The following is a 17,454-nucleotide window of genomic DNA, read 5'->3' on the forward strand; positions in this document are numbered from 1 at the left end:
ATGAAACCACTTATCAAAGTAATGCTTATCCTGGGTTGCCTCTTCGCGCTTACCTTTGTTGCGGGCCGGTTGCTTGGTATCCTGACTGTCGAAAATGTTCAGAACTGGCTGGAATGGGCGGCTCGGGTGGACCCGCTTGTGGTCGCAGGGATCATCGTTTTGCTGCTCTTCGCAGATCTTTTTGTCGCTGTGCCCACACTCACGATCACAATACTCGCTGGTTTTTTGCTGGGCTTCCCAATGGGGGCTGCCGCTGCCTTTATCGGGATGTCGCTGGCCGCGTTCTCCGGCTATGGGATCAGCCGTATCTGGGGTCAGCGCGGGATCGCCTTTGTGGTTAAAGATGCGGATGACCGCGCGGCGCTGACCAACTCCTTCCGGTCCGGTGGGCCGTTTATGATCATGCTGTCCCGCGCCGTCCCAATCGTGACCGAAGTGTCCGCGTGTATGGCCGGCGCAACACGCATGCCTCTCGCGCACTACTGCACATTCTTTGCTGTTGGCACCGTGCCTTATGTCTTGATCGCGACCTATGCGGGGTCAATCAGCTCGCTCGACGATCCGGCACCGACTATCATCGCGGTGCTCGGATTGAATGCTGTGTTGTGGACGTCATGGGTCGTTTTCAATCGGCGCGGAAAAGAGCAGAGTGCCTAAGACACAGCGCTCCCCTTCCCACGTAGAGCGGCCATTCATCCGCAGCGCAACATTTTGCAGTAAGGGCTGCTAGAAGAGCTCAGAGGCAGCGCGGAATCCCGTGACATGATCCCGCATCAACGTCGGTATGTCGTTTTGGGAGGGCATGGCAGTTCGGAGGATCAGTCATGGAAACAGCTAGCTTACCTGCCATTCGCGCGTGTCCGTCGAGAAATGGATGGAAGACGAACTCATGATGGGGTCGGAATACCTTTGGCCTGATCGATTTCAAGGGCGGTTGCACATTCGACCCGCCTATATGCGTGGATCGTTAGAGATTGCGTCACATCAATCGTTCTTGAAGCTAGCGCCTGTGACGAACACACGATGCGCCGCCCAAAGTTCACGCAGATCTACAACAAGACGGACAATCTGCGTGCGGTTCAACCCTTGCTCGGCCACGCCAAGATGGATAGCAAGGTTCGTTATCCGGGCCTAGGGCTCGAAGACGCATTGGCCGTCGCGGAAGCCATAGAAATCTAACTTGATCGGGCCGCCTACATGGGCAGCCCGGAGTTGGCCTTCATCGTATCGTCAACAGCTGCAGTGCAGCTTCACCAAAGCCGTTGCTCATTTTCAATACCACCCCTTCTTTCGTCCGCCGCTTTGAATGGTCAATGCGGCAGACGAACTCTTATGAGTAATCGTAGGCTGCCGGCACAAATTCATACCTTCCAGCCAATTGATCGACATAGCCAAAGCCGGGGAACTCGAGATGTGCTCCAGTAACTTGCAAGCTATCTGCCGCGGCGCGATCCAGCATTTTGGCACGTGTAGCAGTGGTTTGAGCAGGATCCATATCAAACGCGACAAGCCAACCGGGATTGTCAAATTGCAATCTTGGAAGATGGATCAAATCGCCCCAAAATAGAAGGTTGTCGCCACGGCTGTGCAACTGGAAACCAGCATGGCCTGGCGTGTGGCCTGGCATTGAAATAGCCTGAATTCCGGGCAGCACCTCCTCGTCGTGTCCAAAAAGTACAACTTGTTCCAAGTAGGGCATGGTCGCGCTGCGCGCCATTTGCACAAACGATTGAACTTGATCTGGAAGCGCATCCGCTGCCGCCCCATGCCAAAACTCCCACTCGATCTTATTCACAAGAATCTCTGCACTCGGGAACTGGCGCTCAGCGCCAGCCATCATGCCACCAACATGATCAGGATGTAGATGGGTTATCAGCACAGCGTCGATGTCAGTTGGGTCGATACCCGCCTGCTTCAAAGCTTCATGATATCCGCCAGTTTTTGGCGAGAACCCCGGCAGCGTTCCAGTGTCGATGGCAATCTTTTTGCTGCCTGTGTCAATGACATGCCCCAGGACCGGTAAAGGTCGCGTCCCGCTGAACGGCGGCAAATGCTGGCGTTTGAGGGCTTGATCGGCAGCCTCCTCATCAAAGCCGACGATCAAATCTGGCCCGACATCGATTGTGCCGTCCAGCAGGACAATGACATCGACATCCCCGACACGCCGCTTGGAATAGGACGGCAAGCTACCAGCAACTACACCGCAGTCAGCGGCCTGCAACAAAGTTGGTTTTGCTAAAAAGGGCGTTGCCAATGTAGTGGTACCAACCATTGTCAAAAGGTTTCTGCGTGTGATTTTCATAAGTATTTCCTATGTCTTCTATTGTCTTTTTTCCCAACCGCAGATGTAGTGACCTGATATATTGGAAACCAGCTCACATTGCCTTATGTCTGGTATAAGCATTACTTAGGGGTAGAATGGATCGCTTAGGATATCTGGAAAGTTTCCTTGAAGTCTTGGATCAAGGCTCATTGAGCGCTGCGGCACGAGCCCGCAACGTCAGCCAGCCAGCCATAAGCCAGCAAATGGCCGCTCTCGAAGCGGATTTCGGCACCCCGTTGCTGCAGCGCACTACATCTGGCGCAATGGCAACACGTGCAGGTAGCATCGTTGCAAGACATGCTTCTGACATGGTCGCCACACACCAGCGGATGCGCGCTGATATTTCCGCGATGGCCACTACTGCTGGTGGAGAACTGCGCATCAGTATCAGCAAAGTGATGGGGGAAAATCCGGTCGGAGATGCAATACAGGAGTTGCATGCCGCGTATCCAGACATGAAGCTAACGGTCAAAGTCGAAGACCGTCTGGTTGACGTGGTCAGAGAAGGATATGACTTGGCGCTCAGGACCGGTGACATCGGTGACGCCAATGCGATTGTCCGCAAGATTGGCCAGTTTGAAACAGTTCTGGTCGCAGCACCATCGTACTTAGATCGCTTTGGCCGGCCGAAGCATCACTCTGAAATGGGCCAACATGCCTTTATTCAATACGCCGATCATCGCGTTTATGGTTTTCACGCCGTGCGCAAGGACAGTCATGAGGCCGAGATCGAACTGGTGACCAAGCTGATTGTGGATACGCCCTCACATCTGATGAACGCGTTGGTGGATGGCTTGGGATATGCTCGACTGCCACGTGTCTTGGCGGATGAATTCCTTAAGAAGGGATCATTGGAAATCATGCTGGCAGACTACACCATAGAACCAAAAGACATCTATCTTGTATATCCCCATAGACATGCCATTACGGAAAGCACGCGAGTTGTAGTCAATGCCATCTATCAGGGCCTGACCAATTACGGCGGAACGCATGTCATTCAGCATCAGGACCTGAAGCCAGTGCGTTAGGTGCTCAAACTGAATGCTGTCGTTCTGTGAGGTACGGTCCATTGTTGATATTCGTGCCGCGCGCAGCATTTTGTTTGATCAGATGGTGGCTTTGCGGACCAAGCGGCTAGAATGTGAAGGTCTGCTATAGCAGAAGTGAGACCATAGTGAGGTCAAAAAATTCAGCGAAAGCCTAGGAAGATAAGAGGTGCGCGCGCCATAACCGGTCACATTAGGTTGGAACGATTGCGCACCATAGAGGACCGCAATTGCCCCAGTCCAAAAGAAAGAGTGCCGAGTTGATGGCTCATGTGACGCCGACCCTGGCGGGCGCAGGTTATCTGTCGGTGACCGAATTTTGATAGGCCTCGAGTATCGCAATCAATTCTGCACCAACCGACACTTGGTTTCTTGCACAAAACTCTGCCCAAACGCCACCATAAGGAAGGTCCTTGAGCTCCTCGGTTAGGGCCAGTCGGGCGGAAAAATCTAGCTTGTCCTCTGCTGCCCGTAAGGTCTCCCACGGTTTAAGAAGAGCTTGCAACAAGGCTTTTTGCATGTTGCGGGTCCCAATTACCCATGCGGCTGTACGGCTAATCGTGGCGTCAAAAAAGTCCAACCCGATGCGAGTGCGACCAAGAAGGTCTGCACTGACCAATTCGTGGGCCATTGCGAGTATGTCATCGTTTAGGAGGATTACGTGGTCACTGTCCCATCTCATGGGGCGCGACACGTGCAACAGGATCTCCGGCATTGAAAGCGATACTGCTGACAGCTTGTCGGCGATGTTTTCAGTGGGATGAAAGTGCCCCATGTCCAGACACAATAGCGTGCCCTTTCGGATCGCATAGCCGAGATAGAATTCGTGGCTGCCCACCGTGCAGGCCTCGACACCAATGCCGAAGAGCTTGGATTCAACGGCGTCCAACATGTTGTCCTTCGCTTGCAACAGCATTGAATCCAACGAAGCCTCAAGCCGCGCCCTGGCCGCCATACGGTCGACTGGGATGTCTTTGTAGCCATCGGGCACCCAAATGTTGTTGACCGATGGCGACCCGAGTTCCTCGCCCATCTTTGAAGCGATGTCGCGTGTGCGACGACCGTGTTCGATCCAGAAGTCACGGATGCCCTCGTCAGGGTGAGATAGCGTAAGATTGTCGTCGGCTTTGGCGTGCGCAAAGAAGGTTGGGTTAAAGTCCAGTCCGATGCCTTGGTTCTTCGCCCAGTCGACCCAAGGGGCGAAATGGCGGTATTCAATTTCGTCGCGATCAGGGGTCTCTTCTGCGTCCAGATACATGGCGTGCAGGTTGAGCCGGTGCTTGCCTGGAATTTGCGAATAGGCGAACTCCAAATCGGCTCGAAGTTCGTCGGGATTGCGTGCCCGCCCGGGATGGTTTCCCGTCGCTTGTATGCCACCGCCGGACGAGCTGGTCTGGTTTTCAAATCCGACAACGTCGTCGCCTTGCCAGCAATGGACCGAAATCGGGATGTCCTTCAGGCGATCGATTGCGGCCTCGGTATTGACGCCCCAATCCGCAAACTGTTCTTTAGCGCTCTCGTAACCCATTCTTTTACCTCTTTACCGCGTGAACGCCTGAACATTGCCCGCGTCGACGTTCAGGATATTGCCGGTTGATTTGGAGGAGGTTTCGGCTGCGAAGAAATAGCAAGCCTCCGCAATGTCCTCTGGCAAGACGGCGCGCTTTAGCATCGACCGGTTGCGATACATCTCCTCAAGGCCTTCTTTGTCGGTGCCATAGGTCGATGCACGCTGGTCTAACCAATCGCCTTCCCAGATCTTAGAACCTCGCAGAACAGCATCCGGGTTCACGACATTGACCCGGATCCCGGCTTCAGCGCCCTCAAGAGCAAGACAACGAGCGAGGTGGATTTCCGAGGCCTTAGCAGTGCAGTAGGCCGACGCGTTAGGTGATGCCGCAAGCCCGTTTTTCGAGGCGACGAAGACAATCGACCCGCCCATTTCCTGCACTCGCATCACCTTGAAGGTCTCGCGGCTAATCAGGAAGTAACCGGTCGACAAAACATCCATGTTCCGGTTCCAAAGCTCCAGCGAGGTTTCCTCGACCGGAGCGGAAGACGCGATGCCTGCGTTCGAGACCAGGATGTCGATACCACCGAATTCGACAGCTGTTTCGGCAATGGCGCATGCCACAGCAGCTTCGTCGGTTACATCCATTAGAGTAGAGCGCAGCACATCCATACCGAATCTCTGCTTCAGAGCGTTTTCCGTGGATGCAAGACTGTCAGCGTTGATATCGGCGATCATTACGCACGCGCCCTCTGCCAAGTAGCGCTCCGCCGTTGCCGACCCAATCCCACCCGCGCCGCCCGTGACCATCGCCACGCGACCGGCAAGCGATTTGGGCTTGGGCATGCGTTGAAGCTTAGCTTCTTCCAAGAGCCAGTATTCGATGTCGAAGGCTTCCTGTTCGGGTAGCCCGCAGTATTCGCTCACCGCGCTTGCCCCTCGCATCACGTTGATTGCGTTGACATAGAACTCGGCAGATATCCGGGCGGTCGCTCTGTCCTTGGCAAAGGTGATCATGCCGACACCCGGAATCAGGTAGACAACCGCGTTAGGGTCTCGAAGTTTGGGCGAATTGTCGTGTTTGCAACGCTCATAATAAGCCGCGTAGTCGTCGCGATAGGCGGCGACTTGCGCCGGAAGGCCGGCCAGAACCGCGTCGATGTTTTTCTTTACAGGATCGAAGCCGACAACGAGGGGGCGGATTTTCGTCCTAAGAAAGTGATCAGGGCAAGAGGTGCCAAGCGCCGCGAGGGGTTCCATGTCCTTGGCATTTACAAACTCAAGCACGGCATCGCTGTCGCTGAAATGCCCAACCATATGCTGATTGTCGCTCACGAACCCGCGGATTGCAGGCATTAGGCGCGCAGCAACGGCGCGGCGCTCAGATGGCGCAAGGCACTCATGCTTCTCGCCACCAAAAGCTGGAACATCAGCTGTGCGCTTTGCCAACCAACCGGTTGCGACATTGATCACGTCGATCGTACAATCGTAGCAGTTCTTGGCGGTATCAGCCCATGTGAAGAGACCATGGTTCTCCAGAACCACACCGTCGGCATCAGGGTTTTCAAGGCAGAATTTCTCCAGCCAAATGCCTAGCTCATAGCCGGGACGCTTCCAGGGCAACCAGCCAATACGGGTTCCAAAAATTTCTTGGGTCAGTGCACGTGAGTTTCGTGATGCCGCAATTGCAATGATCGCGTCTGCGTGGACGTGATCAACATGTTTGCGTGGCACATAGGCATGCAGCGGGGTGTCGATGGATGCCGCCCGCGGATTTAGTTTGAAGGTGCAGTGCGGCAGGTAACCGACCATCTCGTCTTCAAACTCCACACCTCTGTAGAGCCCTTTTAGAGCAGTCAGCTTATCCATGTAGAGCGTCGCGAATCCATCAAGCTTCATCGAACCGATGTCACCCCCTGATCCTTTGACCCAAAGGACTTCGACATCCTTGCCACTCAACGGATCGGTCTCGATGATCTTCGCTGAAGTGTTCCCACCGCCGTAGTTCGTCACGCGTTTGTCTGATCCAAGGATGTTTGAGCGGTACAGCAGTAAATCCGATTCGGACATTCCTGCCGCAACACTCTTATCCCACCGGTTCTCCAGAAGCTGATTCTCTACCGATTTCAACATGTTGCCCTCGCTGTTGCCTGGATTCGGCGGTGACTTTGTGTTCCGTTTAGCCTTGCCTCGATCCGGCAATATGTCAATCAATATCGATCAATATCGGTCATGCTGCGCCGCAGAATGACCGATATTGACTGAAAATGATTGACAGATGCACCGAATCTGCGCACCGTTCAAGACATGGGAGGCGTACTTGCACGAAAAAGAACGACATAGGATTATTCTCTCGGCGGTTCAGGATCGGCCAGTCGTGACCGTCGTGGACTTGTGCAGCCTGACGGGCGTGTCTGAGGCGACCATTCGGCGCGATATCTCGACTTTACACATGCAAAAGAAGCTCCGCCGTGTTCGCGGAGGCGCTGAGGCTATCACACCACCGCAGTTCGTTGGACTTGCCGGTCGCCCGTTCTCGGTCAACGAGACTTTGAGAATAAACGAAAAGCGGGCCATCGCCCGGGCCGCAGTTGAGATGTGCGAAGATGGCGACAGCATAATCATCAACGGCGGTACAACGACATTCCAGATGGTACACCCGCTTGCCAATCGGCGGCTGCAAGTTTTCACTAACTCGTTCCCGATAGCCGAACATCTCCTGAAGCACTCTAAGAACACAGTCATGCTGTCGGGCGGAACAATCTACCGTGAGCAGAACATTATTCTGTCCCCGTTCGACAACGACGTGACCCGCAACTTCTACGCCAAGCGAATGTTCATGGGCGCGCAGGGCCTGGGACCAATTGGCCTGATGGAGGCTGATCCTCTGCTGATCCAGGCCGAGCAGAAGCTAATCGGCCAAGCTGACGAACTCGTCGTTCTCGTCGACAGCTCGAAGTTCAGCCAGCGGTCTAGTCTGGTTCTTTGCCCGCTCGATCGCATCAGTACCGTCATTACGGATGATGGCGTTTCTGACAAAACGGCGGCCATGCTGGCGGCAGCAGACGTAAAACTCATCGTCGCTAGTTCTGGCAGCATTCAAGAGAAAGGGGCGGCCTCCTGACCACCTCATCTACTAACTATAACAAGCCACCTTAAGGGAGAATCAAATGAAACGTCGAACTTTCACTTCAGTCGTTGCCGGGCTTAGCCTAGCGGCAAGCATGTTGGGATCAACGGCTATGGCGCAGGAAAACATGCGCATTGCGCTGGTTGTAAAAGCTCTGGGAATTGGATTCTTCGAGGCGGCCGCTGAAGGCGCTGAAGAGGCTGCTGGAGAGCTCGGCAATGTCGAGATCATTTATACCGGTCCGACCGACACTACGGCGGAAGGTCAAATCGAGGTAGTCAACTCGCTCATCGCGCAAGGCGTTGATGCCATTGCGATTTCAGCAAATGACCCTGACGCGGTTGTACCTGCGCTCAAAAAAGCAATGGAGCGCGGCATCACTGTGATTTCGTGGGATTCGGGCGTCGCCCAAGAGGGCCGCCAGATGCATCTGAACCCATCGTCGACACCGTTGATTGGCAATACCATCATCAAGCTTGCCGCCGACCATATGCCGGACGGTGGTGATGTTGCGATCCTTTCCGCGACTGCTACAGCGACTAACCAAAATGCTTGGATCGAAGCCGCAAAAGAGGTTCTACCCGACTACGCAGGCGTGAACCTTGCCGCGACTGTCTACGGTGATGACCTGTCCGACAAATCCTACCGAGAGGCTCAAGGCCTTATGTCCACCTACCCGGACCTCAAGGCGATAATCGCACCAACGACTGTTGGGATTCTCGCGGCATGCCAGGCCGTTACAGACGCAGGCAAGATTGGTGAAATCAACGTTACTGGTCTGGGTTTGCCATCTGAAATGGCGGGCTGTGTAGACTCCGGCGCGACCAAGAGCTTCGCGATCTGGAATCCGATTGACCTTGGTTACTCCGCAACCATGTTGGCAGCGGCGATCGCCAACGGCGCTGAAGCTGCTCCGGGCGCTGAGATCCCGATGGGTCGGATGGGAGCCGTAACGTTGGACGATACCAATACAGCGGCCATGGCTGACCCGTTCACCTATGACAGTTCAAATATTGACCAGTTCAAATCGATCTTCTGATCTGAACGGTTTCCGGCGCGGGCTTTTGATCCGCGCCGGTACAATCACAATCTCTTAAAAACCCAATCGAGCCCATGCAGTTGGAGATCAGACCAAACGTGTCTAGCCGAACCGCCCCAGACATCGATCCCCTGCTGTCGCTTTCGGGGATTACGAAGACTTTCCCGGGTGTGCGGGCGCTGTCGGACGTGTCGCTGAAGCTTTTCCCAGGAAAAGTGACGGCATTGGTTGGCGAAAACGGCGCGGGCAAATCGACCGTCGTCAAGGTTCTGACGGGAATTTACCAGCCAGACGAGGGCGACATCCGGATCGGCGGCCAACCAGTGCGCTTCCCGACTCCACAATCGGCAGAAAACGCCGGCGTAACAGCTATCCACCAAGAAACCGTTCTGTTTGATGAATTGTCGGTCGCCGAGAATATTTTCCTTGGGCACGCCCCGAGGAGCAAGTTTGGACTTATTGACAAAAAAGCGATGGTCGCGCGCGCCCGCGAGATACTGTCGGGCATCGGTGCCAAGATCGACCCTGGTGCAACGCTTAAGGATCTTGGAACTGCAAACAAACATTTAGTGGCCATAGCTCGTGCGCTCTCTATCGATGCTGGCGTCGTGATCATGGATGAGCCAACAGCAGCATTGAGCCAGAAGGAAATCGAAGAACTCTACGAGCTCGTTGAGAACCTGAAGCGTCAAAACAAGGCAATCATGTTCATAAGCCACAAGTTCGATGAGATCTTCCGTATAGCGGACTTCTACACTGTTTACCGCGACGGCCAGATGATCGGCGAAGGCGCCATCGAAGACGTCAATGAACCAGAACTTGTAAAGATGATGGTCGGGCGGGACGTAAGCCAGATTTACCCAGATCGAGATCATAACATTGGTGACGAGGTGCTTGCAGTCGAAGGCTACGAGCACCCGACGGAGTTCGCGAACATCGGGTTTACGCTCCGGCGAGGTGAGATCCTGGGGTTTTACGGGCTGGTTGGAGCGGGCCGTTCGGAGTTCATGCAGGCCCTCTTTGGTATCACCCGTCCCTCTGGCGGCAGTGTAGCAATCGACGGCGCGTCGATCACCATCCGCTCTCCAGCAGAAGCAGTGGCGAGCGGTATCGTTTATGTTCCTGAGGACAGGGGTAAGCAAGGTGCGATTGGCACTTTACCAATATTTCAAAACGTGACGTTGCCGTCGCTGGCACGCACGTCGCGCAATGGTTTCCTCAAACTTGCCGAAGAATTCAAACTAGCGCGTGAGTACACCGAACGCCTCAATCTGCGCGCTGCGTCTTTGGACATCGATGTGAACAATCTTTCGGGCGGAAATCAACAGAAAGTCGTGATCGCTAAATGGCTCGCCACTCAACCCAAGGTCATCATCCTGGACGAACCGACCAAAGGTATCGATGTTGGGTCAAAGGCGGCGGTGCATGAATTCATGGCAGAGCTTGCGGCTCAGGGCCTCGCGGTCATCATGGTCAGTTCGGAGATCCCAGAAATCATTGGCATGTCCGACCGGGTTATCGTGATGCGCGAGGGACGGATTGAAGCCGAGCTGGATCGCAAGGATATCACTCCGGAAACGCTGGTTACTCACGCCGCCGGAATCAGTGAGGCAGTGCAATGAAGCAGATACTTGCCTCTCGTGAGCTTCTGCTACTTACCGCGATCGGATTGCTGCTCATGCTGATTGCGTGGCGCTTTCCGGGTTTCGTCGCCCCCTCAAATCTTGTTGTTGTCTTTAATGACACCTCGCCGCTGATCCTGCTGGCGATCGGCCAGATGATTGTCATTCTGACCAGGTGTATCGACCTTTCCATCGCTGCAAACCTTGCTTTGACAGGCATGGTCGTTTCGCTGGTCAACATTGCCGTGCCCAGTTTGCCAATCATCGTCATCGTATTGATCGCAATTGGGTTCGGCACAATCTTGGGAATGTTGAATGGCATTTTGGTTTGGAAACTCGCTATCCCGCCAATCGTCGTGACGCTTGGCACACTGACCATTTTTCGTGGCATCATCTTCCTTCTTACCGAGGGTAAGTGGGTCAATAGCCACGAGATGAGCGATGCCTTCAAGGCCGTTCCACGAACGGATATTTTCGGCTTACCGGTCTTGAGTTGGATCGCAATCACCGCAGTGATTTTGTTTTCAGTCATAATGGCGCGAACAATCCTGGGGCGCGCGTTCTACGCTGCAGGAGGCAATCCACACGCCGCCACTTATGCCGGGATCAACGTTGGTCGAACACAGTTCTGGGCTTTCACGATATCGGGGGCCATAGCGGGCCTAACAGGATATCTCTGGGTCTCCCGGTTTGCCGTCGCCTATGTCGATGTCGCGGGCGGGTTTGAGCTAACTGTCGTTGCGGCCTGCGTCATTGGTGGAGTGTCCATCATGGGGGGCATAGGTACAGTGCAGGGTGCACTTTTGGGTGCGTTGTTTCTCGGGATCATCGCAAACGCGCTGCCGGTCGTGAACATTTCACCCTTCTGGCAAATGGCCATCTCAGGCGGTGCGATCATTATTGCCGTCGTCTTGAACGCGCAGGCCAACCGTACGCCCGGTCGCATCATCTTGAAACGCGCGGAGCATGCGACATGAGTACCACTCGTAGCATCCCCGATCGCCTGCGATCGCCAATAGAACGAAACCTTAAGAGCTGGGAAAGCCTGCTGTTGCTAGTCGCCGTTGGCATCTTTGTCGCCAACTCGTTCGCGTCTCCGTATTTCCTGAACGCCTGGAACCTCTCTGATGCAACGTTCAACTTCACGGAAAAGGCGATGATCGCGTTTGCCATGGCTCTGCTCATCATTTCTGGCGAAATCGACCTTTCTGTCGCAGCTATCATTGCATTGGCATCAACAGCTATGGGGGCAGCGGTGCAAGTTGGCGTCGGGACCCCCGGTTTGATCTTTATTGGGATTGCTGTCGGCCTGTTGTGCGGCGCGTTCAACGGTGTTTTGGTCACGGGTCTTGGGCTGCCGTCTATCGTCGTCACAATCGGTACCATGAGCCTGTTCCGTGGCCTCAGCTTCATTATCCTTGGAGATCAGGCCTATAGGGGCTACCCGCCAGATTTTGCCTTCTTCGGGCAAGGGTACGTTTGGTGGGTGATCTCGTTTGAGTTGACGCTCTTCGCAATCATCGCGGTTATCTACGCAGTCCTTTTGCACATGACCAATTTCGGGCGTGCGGTTTATGCGATCGGCAACAATTCGACGGGCGCGCTGTTTTCCGGGATTCGCGTCGGCCGCATAAAGTTCATCTTGTTCCTGCTAACCGGCCTTATGTCCGGGGTCGCGGCGATTTGTTTGACGTCACGACTTGGCTCAACGCGGCCATCCATCGCCTTCGGGTGGGAACTTGAGATTGTGACCATGGTCGTTCTCGGCGGCGTTAGCATCCTCGGCGGCTCGGGATCTATCCCCGGCGTTGTCATTGCAGCATTTGTCATGGGGCTGGTGACTTTCGGGCTCGGCTTGCTGAATGTGCCAGGGATCGTAATGTCGATCGTAATCGGCGTGCTCTTGATTTCGGTTATCGCGCTGCCGAGGCTCTGGTCGATGTGGAGACCTGCCTGATGGAAAAATACGCCTTCAAGATGCATCTCAATCCGGGCTGCAAAGACGAGTACAAGACACGCCACGACGAGATCTGGCCCGAGCTTGTCACCTTGCTGAAGGATGCAGGCGTGTCAGATTATTCGATCCACCTGGACGAAGAGACCAACACCCTTTTTGGCGTTCTTTGGCGGACCAAGGAGCATACGATGGATGCCCTGCCCGGACACGAGGTCATGCAGCGCTGGTGGTTGCATATGGCAGACATCATGGAAACGAAACCCGACAATGAACCGATAGCGGAGCCGCTAACGCCCGTGTTTCACATGCCATGAAAGCCCGCCACATCGCTGTCATCGACATCGGTAAGACCAATGCGAAGCTTGCTCTCGTAGACACATTTGATTTGTCCGAGATTGCCGTCGTCACTCTGCCAAACACTGTCCTTGATCGGCCTCCATATCCACATTTCGATGTCGAGGGAATCTGGGCATTCCTCCTCGACTCGCTTGCCAAGTTTCATAAAGAACAGGGTGTCGACGCGATCTCTATTACCACTCACGGCGCATCCGGTGCCCTGATTGCCGCCGACGGGAGCCTTGCAGCACCGATACTCGATTACGAGCATACAGGGCCCGACAGTGTGGCTGCGGACTACAACGCGCTTCGACCCGCCTTCGAGGAAACCGGATCGCCAAGGCTGCCGGTGGGACTTAATCTTGGCGCGCAAATCCACTGGCAATTCACGCGCGACACTTCGCTTCGCGACCGCACGAAAGCCATCATCACTTATCCGCAATACTGGGGTCATCGGTTGACCGGAGTTCTCGCCAGCGATGTGTCGTCCCTGGGCTGCCACACTGACCTCTGGAACCCCTACAAAGCGGAGTTTTCTTCACTCACCGACCATCTCGAAATCAGAGGTAAGCTGGCTCCGGCGCGAAAATCCACCGATGTTCTCGGTTCTTTATTGCCGGATATTGCCTCCAGAACCGGCCTCAGGCCCGACACACCTGTCCTTTGCGGTATTCACGACTCCAACGCATCGCTCCTAACTCATGTAATGCGGCGCAATCCTCCGTTTTCAGTGGTGTCGACAGGGACATGGGTAATAGTCATGTCCGTCGGAGGGCCCAAAGTGGTGTTAGACGCAACCCGCGACGCCTTAATCAATGTGAGCGGTCTGGGCGAACCAATTCCTTCCGCCCGCTTCATGGGCGGTCGAGAATACGAGATAATCCGGGCTGGCCAAAGCGCAATTTGTGATGCAGCTGTGCTGAGCGCAGTCGCGGAAAACGGCCCTCTACTTATGCCTGCTGTCGTACCTGAGAGCGGCCCTTTTCAAGGGCGCGTGCATCATTGGATTGGGTCAGAACCCAAGCAGGGTACGCCAGAACGCATCGCCGCACTTAGCTTCTATCTTGCATTGATGACAGCGGAATGCCTGTCGCTAACAGGGCATCGGGGCCCGATCGTTGTCGAGGGCCCTTTCGCCACAAACAACGGCTACTGTGAAATGCTCCGCGCAGCAACAAACTGGCCCATTTTTGTCTCCGAAAGCGCAACTGGGACAAGCCAAGGTGCTGCTCTGCTATCATTGAAATCGGACGCGCTTCCAGAGAGCGTAGAGCCGAGTCCATTCAGGTCGGCCAACGACCCCACCCATCGCGCATATGCGGAGAGGTGGCGGAGGGCCGCGGTTATCTGAGGCACGGTCGAACGCCCTGTCCAAATCGGGAGAAGTCATCAGAACCGACGCTGCCGCCAACTCTCAGACCTTATGCCGTCTTAGGGTTTTGAAAACGTTGGTTGCTGCAGTCTATTGGGCTCTTATCGAAGTGAACGTAGGTCAGGTCCGTATGACCTTTCAAAGCGCTATCTTGAAATCCGATCTCTCAATACACCCGTGCTGCACTGAGAAATTCAGTATCGATAGAAAACCACATGTTCGCCACCAAGTGACCATTGAATAAGATGGGCTCACAGCCGACCTCGGAGACAGTCCAGTATTGCCGCCTGCCCCACATCTAACGGATCTCGAGGACGGCCCATAAGAGACATTGCAGCCATGCGCCGAGGGGTGCACCAACGATTGATCTCGGCTCTCATCGGCACAATTTGTGCGCTCTTTACCTTGAAATCAGCGCGGCATGCAATTTGGCGAAAAGTTCGGCTTGAGATGATATCTGCAGCTTTCGATAAATGTTCCTGCGGTGAACCTTTACGGTATCGGTAGCGATATTCAGATGGCCACTGATGGAGAGGTTAGAATGGCCCTCCAGGATCAACGCAGAAATTTCTGCCTCGCGACGCGTCAACTCCTTCGGCGGTAGGCGTTTGCTGAAGTTGAGGATCAACTTTGCTGTATCTGGTCCACCGGTCTGTTTTGTTGCAGCGCTGGACACATGAACTTTCTCAGCATGCTGGCGCAGCAACTCAGTGATCACAGGTGCAATCGCGCGCCAACCATTGACTTCAGACCTCGAAAACGGTCCGCCACGCTCGTCGCGGCTGCTTGAAATCGCGCTGACCGAGCCGTCGGACTGGCGGACCAGTACACCAACCTCGTCACAAAGCCGCGTCTGTGCGTAGTAGCGGCGGTAATATTCAGACCTGTAGAACCGATCAGGCGCAATGTCTCTGAGGCGAAAGAAACCGGGCCGAAAGGAACGCATTGCCATCTGATAGTAGGGATCAAGCCGGTACGTACCGCTCAGATATTGCGAGTGACAGATTTTCAGTAGTTTCGGATCCCCGATCTAGCTGTATTGCAAAACCGGCTCGCGATCAGGGTAATACGTCAGGATCAGAAAGGTGCAGAACGAAACTCTGACGCCGAGTTCCCGCTTGAGGTCGTGGCCGAAACCCGACCGGGATGTCCGTTGCATCAGCAAGGACAAGGATTTTGCAATCCAGTCACGGATCAATGAATTATACCCGTTTTAACCACTAAAACTGGTATAGGGCGCTGCCTTCTCCTCGGGCAACCCTATTCGAGAGTTCTGTGCCCTCGGCTGCATCTGCGGGCCGCACCACCATTGTCGAATAGCATTGCCCCCCAATCCGCGTTCTCCAACTGGCAGATCAGCAGGAACAGGCGCCTTCGGCGTCTAAACTGCAAGCCGCCCTGATTTTTCCAAAACGAAGTCAGGATCAATCAAATCGGTTGGGATGCTGGATGAACGGGGTAAGGCGAAAATGGCAAGGTTCTTTCGCTGGTGGCAGAACTTTGTGTCGCCTCATATTGCGAGATGTGGAGCGACACAAAGTTTTGCCATTAGATGGAAGTTAAGTCATTGGTTTCGCTTACTATGAGTATTTTCCGTCGCACCAACCTTACCATTTGCGACTCAAGGGTCTGCCATTAAACCCGAGTGTCCTTTTTAACTGACGTTGCTGTCCGCTTCAGTGACCGGCAAGACAAAGCTCGAAAGCTATTTAGACTCCGCGCTCGACACAGGACACTTTTGGCGGAGTGAGAATTTCGCCACGCAACCAAATGAGGGTTTGAAGCAGACACGATGAAACATGTTGTGAAGTCTGTTCCGCCGCTTAAAACAACTGCTTTTCTTTCGCCAGCAGAGCGGCTTGCGTTCTGTTGGAAACGCCCAGTTTGGCCAGCACATTTTTTACGTGCAGCTTTACGGTAACCTCTTGGATTCCCAGATTTCGAGCGATCTCCTTGTTGGAAAGGCCGATGCAGAGCTGCTCCAGCGTCTGCATCTCCCGGTCTGACAGGGTGGCAAAAACGCCAGATGACTCCGCTGGCTCGTCTGCCTGTCCAAAGTCAAAGGGGAAATACCGTTCGCCTGACAGTACAAACTTGATGGCGTTGACCAGCGACACGGCTTTCAAAGATTTGGGAATAAACCCATTTGCACCATTCTCCATTGCCTTATTGGCTACCTCGCGATTAGCGACACCTGACATCAGTACGACCTTGGTCGCAGGAAAGGCCTGGCGGGCACGACTAAGGCCACTCAAGCCGTCCATACCTGGCATGTGATAGTCGAGGATAAGCAGATCGATGGAATCTAGGCCACGCATCAATTCCAACGCTTCACCCAAATTGGCGGCGGTCTGGACTTTGAAGTCGTCTACGGTTTCCAGATAGGCCGCAATTGTGTCACGGACCAGATCATGGTCGTCAGCTAAGAGGATATTGGGCATGTCCACAGTTTCCTTTCGCTGAACGCATTCACAACCAAAAAAATCAGGCCAAAACATGACAGAACTATACTTTGGTATAGGTGCCTATGCCAATGCTCTGATGACTGTACGGGATTAATAGTTACAACCCTGTTTACCTGACCCGGAGGCTATTCGATGGCACAAAAACACTACTCGCGGATTTATGTCGTGCTGTTCTTGCTCTTGTTGAGTTGGGTCGCTCCAGCTTCAGCTCAGGCAGAGATGACGTTGGAAGTAACGACATCAGGCCCTGCCTCCGATACCCTCGAACTCAGCCTTCAAGATCTTGACGCAATGGACCAGGTGTCATTCAGCACCTCGACGATCTGGACAGATGATGAAGTTACGTTCTCGGGGGTGCCGTTGAAAACCCTGCTTACCGCACTAAACACGGGCGGCACGAGTGTCGAAATGGTGGCCTTAAACGACTACAAGGTCACGATGCCACTGGCGGATCTGGAAGACAACGCTCCGATCATAGCCACTCGCATGGACGGCGAGACAATGTCTGTTAGGGACAAGGGGCCGTATTGGGTTGTTTTCCCATACGATCAGGATCCCAAATACCGGGTTGAAACGATCTACACGTTCAGCATCTGGCAGCTTAAGCGTTTGAAGGTCGTGGATTAACTCGCTGAGTGTGCTTACGGTGACCTC

General features: G+C 54.3%; 17 protein-coding genes. 11 read left to right on the top strand and 6 right to left on the bottom strand.

What is annotated here, in order from left to right:
- Together Q1B13_RS01835 and Q1B13_RS01840 are read left to right on the top strand one after the other, a co-directional pair.
- Complete coding sequence (locus tag Q1B13_RS01835; protein ID WP_299077510.1) at positions 1 to 657, top strand: TVP38/TMEM64 family protein; 657 nt, start codon at positions 1 to 3, stop codon at positions 655 to 657.
- 366 nt (positions 658 to 1,023) lie between these two features.
- Positions 1,024 to 1,179: a hypothetical protein gene (locus tag Q1B13_RS01840; protein WP_299077512.1), complete on the top strand. Its 156-nt coding sequence runs from the start codon at positions 1,024 to 1,026 to the stop codon at positions 1,177 to 1,179.
- Positions 1,180 to 1,330: 151 nt separating this feature from the next.
- On the opposite strand, the gene Q1B13_RS01845 is transcribed toward Q1B13_RS01840, so the two are convergent.
- The gene (locus Q1B13_RS01845; protein ID WP_299077514.1) at positions 1,331 to 2,104 is read right to left on the bottom strand and encodes an MBL fold metallo-hydrolase; all 774 of its coding nucleotides are present in this window, start codon (positions 2,102 to 2,104) and stop codon (positions 1,331 to 1,333) included.
- A 314-nt stretch (positions 2,105 to 2,418) separates the two neighbouring features.
- On the opposite strand from Q1B13_RS01845, the gene Q1B13_RS01850 reads away from it, so the two are divergent.
- Positions 2,419 to 3,351: a LysR family transcriptional regulator gene (locus Q1B13_RS01850; RefSeq protein ID WP_299077517.1), complete on the top strand. Its 933-nt coding sequence runs from the start codon at positions 2,419 to 2,421 to the stop codon at positions 3,349 to 3,351.
- Positions 3,352 to 3,667: 316 nt separating this feature from the next.
- Here Q1B13_RS01850 and Q1B13_RS01855 read toward each other — a convergent pair whose 3' ends face one another.
- Complete coding sequence (locus Q1B13_RS01855; RefSeq protein WP_299077520.1) at positions 3,668 to 4,897, bottom strand: L-rhamnose isomerase; 1,230 nt, start codon at positions 4,895 to 4,897, stop codon at positions 3,668 to 3,670.
- Between the two features lie 12 nt (positions 4,898 to 4,909).
- Positions 4,910 to 7,012: a bifunctional rhamnulose-1-phosphate aldolase/short-chain dehydrogenase gene (locus Q1B13_RS01860; protein ID WP_299077523.1), complete on the bottom strand. Its 2,103-nt coding sequence runs from the start codon at positions 7,010 to 7,012 to the stop codon at positions 4,910 to 4,912.
- Between the two features lie 187 nt (positions 7,013 to 7,199).
- Here Q1B13_RS01860 and Q1B13_RS01865 point away from each other — a divergent pair, with 187 nt between their 5' ends.
- The 7 genes from Q1B13_RS01865 to Q1B13_RS01895 all read left to right on the top strand — a co-directional run bounded on the left by Q1B13_RS01865 (position 7,200) and on the right by Q1B13_RS01895 (position 14,314).
- Complete coding sequence (locus tag Q1B13_RS01865) at positions 7,200 to 8,003, top strand: DeoR/GlpR family DNA-binding transcription regulator (RefSeq protein WP_299077526.1); 804 nt, start codon at positions 7,200 to 7,202, stop codon at positions 8,001 to 8,003.
- Between the two features lie 46 nt (positions 8,004 to 8,049).
- A complete protein-coding gene (gene rhaS, locus Q1B13_RS01870; RefSeq protein WP_299077528.1) occupies positions 8,050 to 9,048 on the top strand; it encodes a rhamnose ABC transporter substrate-binding protein in 999 nt (332 codons plus the stop codon).
- A 74-nt stretch (positions 9,049 to 9,122) separates the two neighbouring features.
- A complete protein-coding gene (locus Q1B13_RS01875) occupies positions 9,123 to 10,670 on the top strand; it encodes a sugar ABC transporter ATP-binding protein (protein ID WP_299799654.1) in 1,548 nt (515 codons plus the stop codon).
- Positions 10,667 to 11,647 (top strand): ABC transporter permease, encoded by a 981-nt coding sequence (locus Q1B13_RS01880; protein ID WP_299077534.1) that lies wholly within the window; start codon positions 10,667 to 10,669, stop codon positions 11,645 to 11,647. The genes Q1B13_RS01875 and Q1B13_RS01880 overlap by 4 nt, the downstream gene beginning before the upstream one ends.
- Positions 11,644 to 12,627 carry an ABC transporter permease gene (locus tag Q1B13_RS01885; RefSeq protein WP_299077536.1) on the top strand — a complete coding sequence of 328 codons (984 nt, stop codon included), beginning with the start codon at positions 11,644 to 11,646 and terminating at the stop codon, positions 12,625 to 12,627. The genes Q1B13_RS01880 and Q1B13_RS01885 overlap by 4 nt, the downstream gene beginning before the upstream one ends.
- Complete coding sequence (rhaM, locus tag Q1B13_RS01890; RefSeq protein WP_299077539.1) at positions 12,627 to 12,941, top strand: L-rhamnose mutarotase; 315 nt, start codon at positions 12,627 to 12,629, stop codon at positions 12,939 to 12,941. The genes Q1B13_RS01885 and rhaM overlap by 1 nt, the downstream gene beginning before the upstream one ends.
- Complete coding sequence (locus Q1B13_RS01895; RefSeq protein WP_299077541.1) at positions 12,938 to 14,314, top strand: FGGY-family carbohydrate kinase; 1,377 nt, start codon at positions 12,938 to 12,940, stop codon at positions 14,312 to 14,314. Before rhaM ends, Q1B13_RS01895 begins: the two co-directional genes overlap by 4 nt.
- Before the next feature lie 421 nt (positions 14,315 to 14,735).
- Here Q1B13_RS01895 and Q1B13_RS01900 read toward each other — a convergent pair whose 3' ends face one another.
- From Q1B13_RS01900 to Q1B13_RS01910, 3 genes are all read right to left on the bottom strand, one after another.
- Positions 14,736 to 15,287 (bottom strand): helix-turn-helix transcriptional regulator, encoded by a 552-nt coding sequence (locus tag Q1B13_RS01900; RefSeq protein WP_299799658.1) that lies wholly within the window; start codon positions 15,285 to 15,287, stop codon positions 14,736 to 14,738.
- Between the two features lie 78 nt (positions 15,288 to 15,365).
- On the bottom strand, positions 15,366 to 15,494 hold the full coding sequence (locus Q1B13_RS01905) for a hypothetical protein (protein ID WP_299799660.1): 129 nt from the start codon (positions 15,492 to 15,494) through the stop codon (positions 15,366 to 15,368).
- 664 nt (positions 15,495 to 16,158) lie between these two features.
- Positions 16,159 to 16,776: a response regulator transcription factor gene (locus Q1B13_RS01910; protein WP_299077546.1), complete on the bottom strand. Its 618-nt coding sequence runs from the start codon at positions 16,774 to 16,776 to the stop codon at positions 16,159 to 16,161.
- A gap of 156 nt (positions 16,777 to 16,932) precedes the next feature.
- On the opposite strand from Q1B13_RS01910, the gene Q1B13_RS01915 reads away from it, so the two are divergent.
- Entirely contained in the window at positions 16,933 to 17,427 is a 495-nt protein-coding gene (locus tag Q1B13_RS01915; protein WP_299077549.1) for a molybdopterin-dependent oxidoreductase, read from the top strand.
- Positions 17,428 to 17,454: the final 27 nt, after the last annotated feature.

The organism is uncultured Ruegeria sp., from assembly GCF_947489545.1.
Taxonomy (GTDB): Bacteria; Pseudomonadota; Alphaproteobacteria; order Rhodobacterales; family Rhodobacteraceae; genus Ruegeria.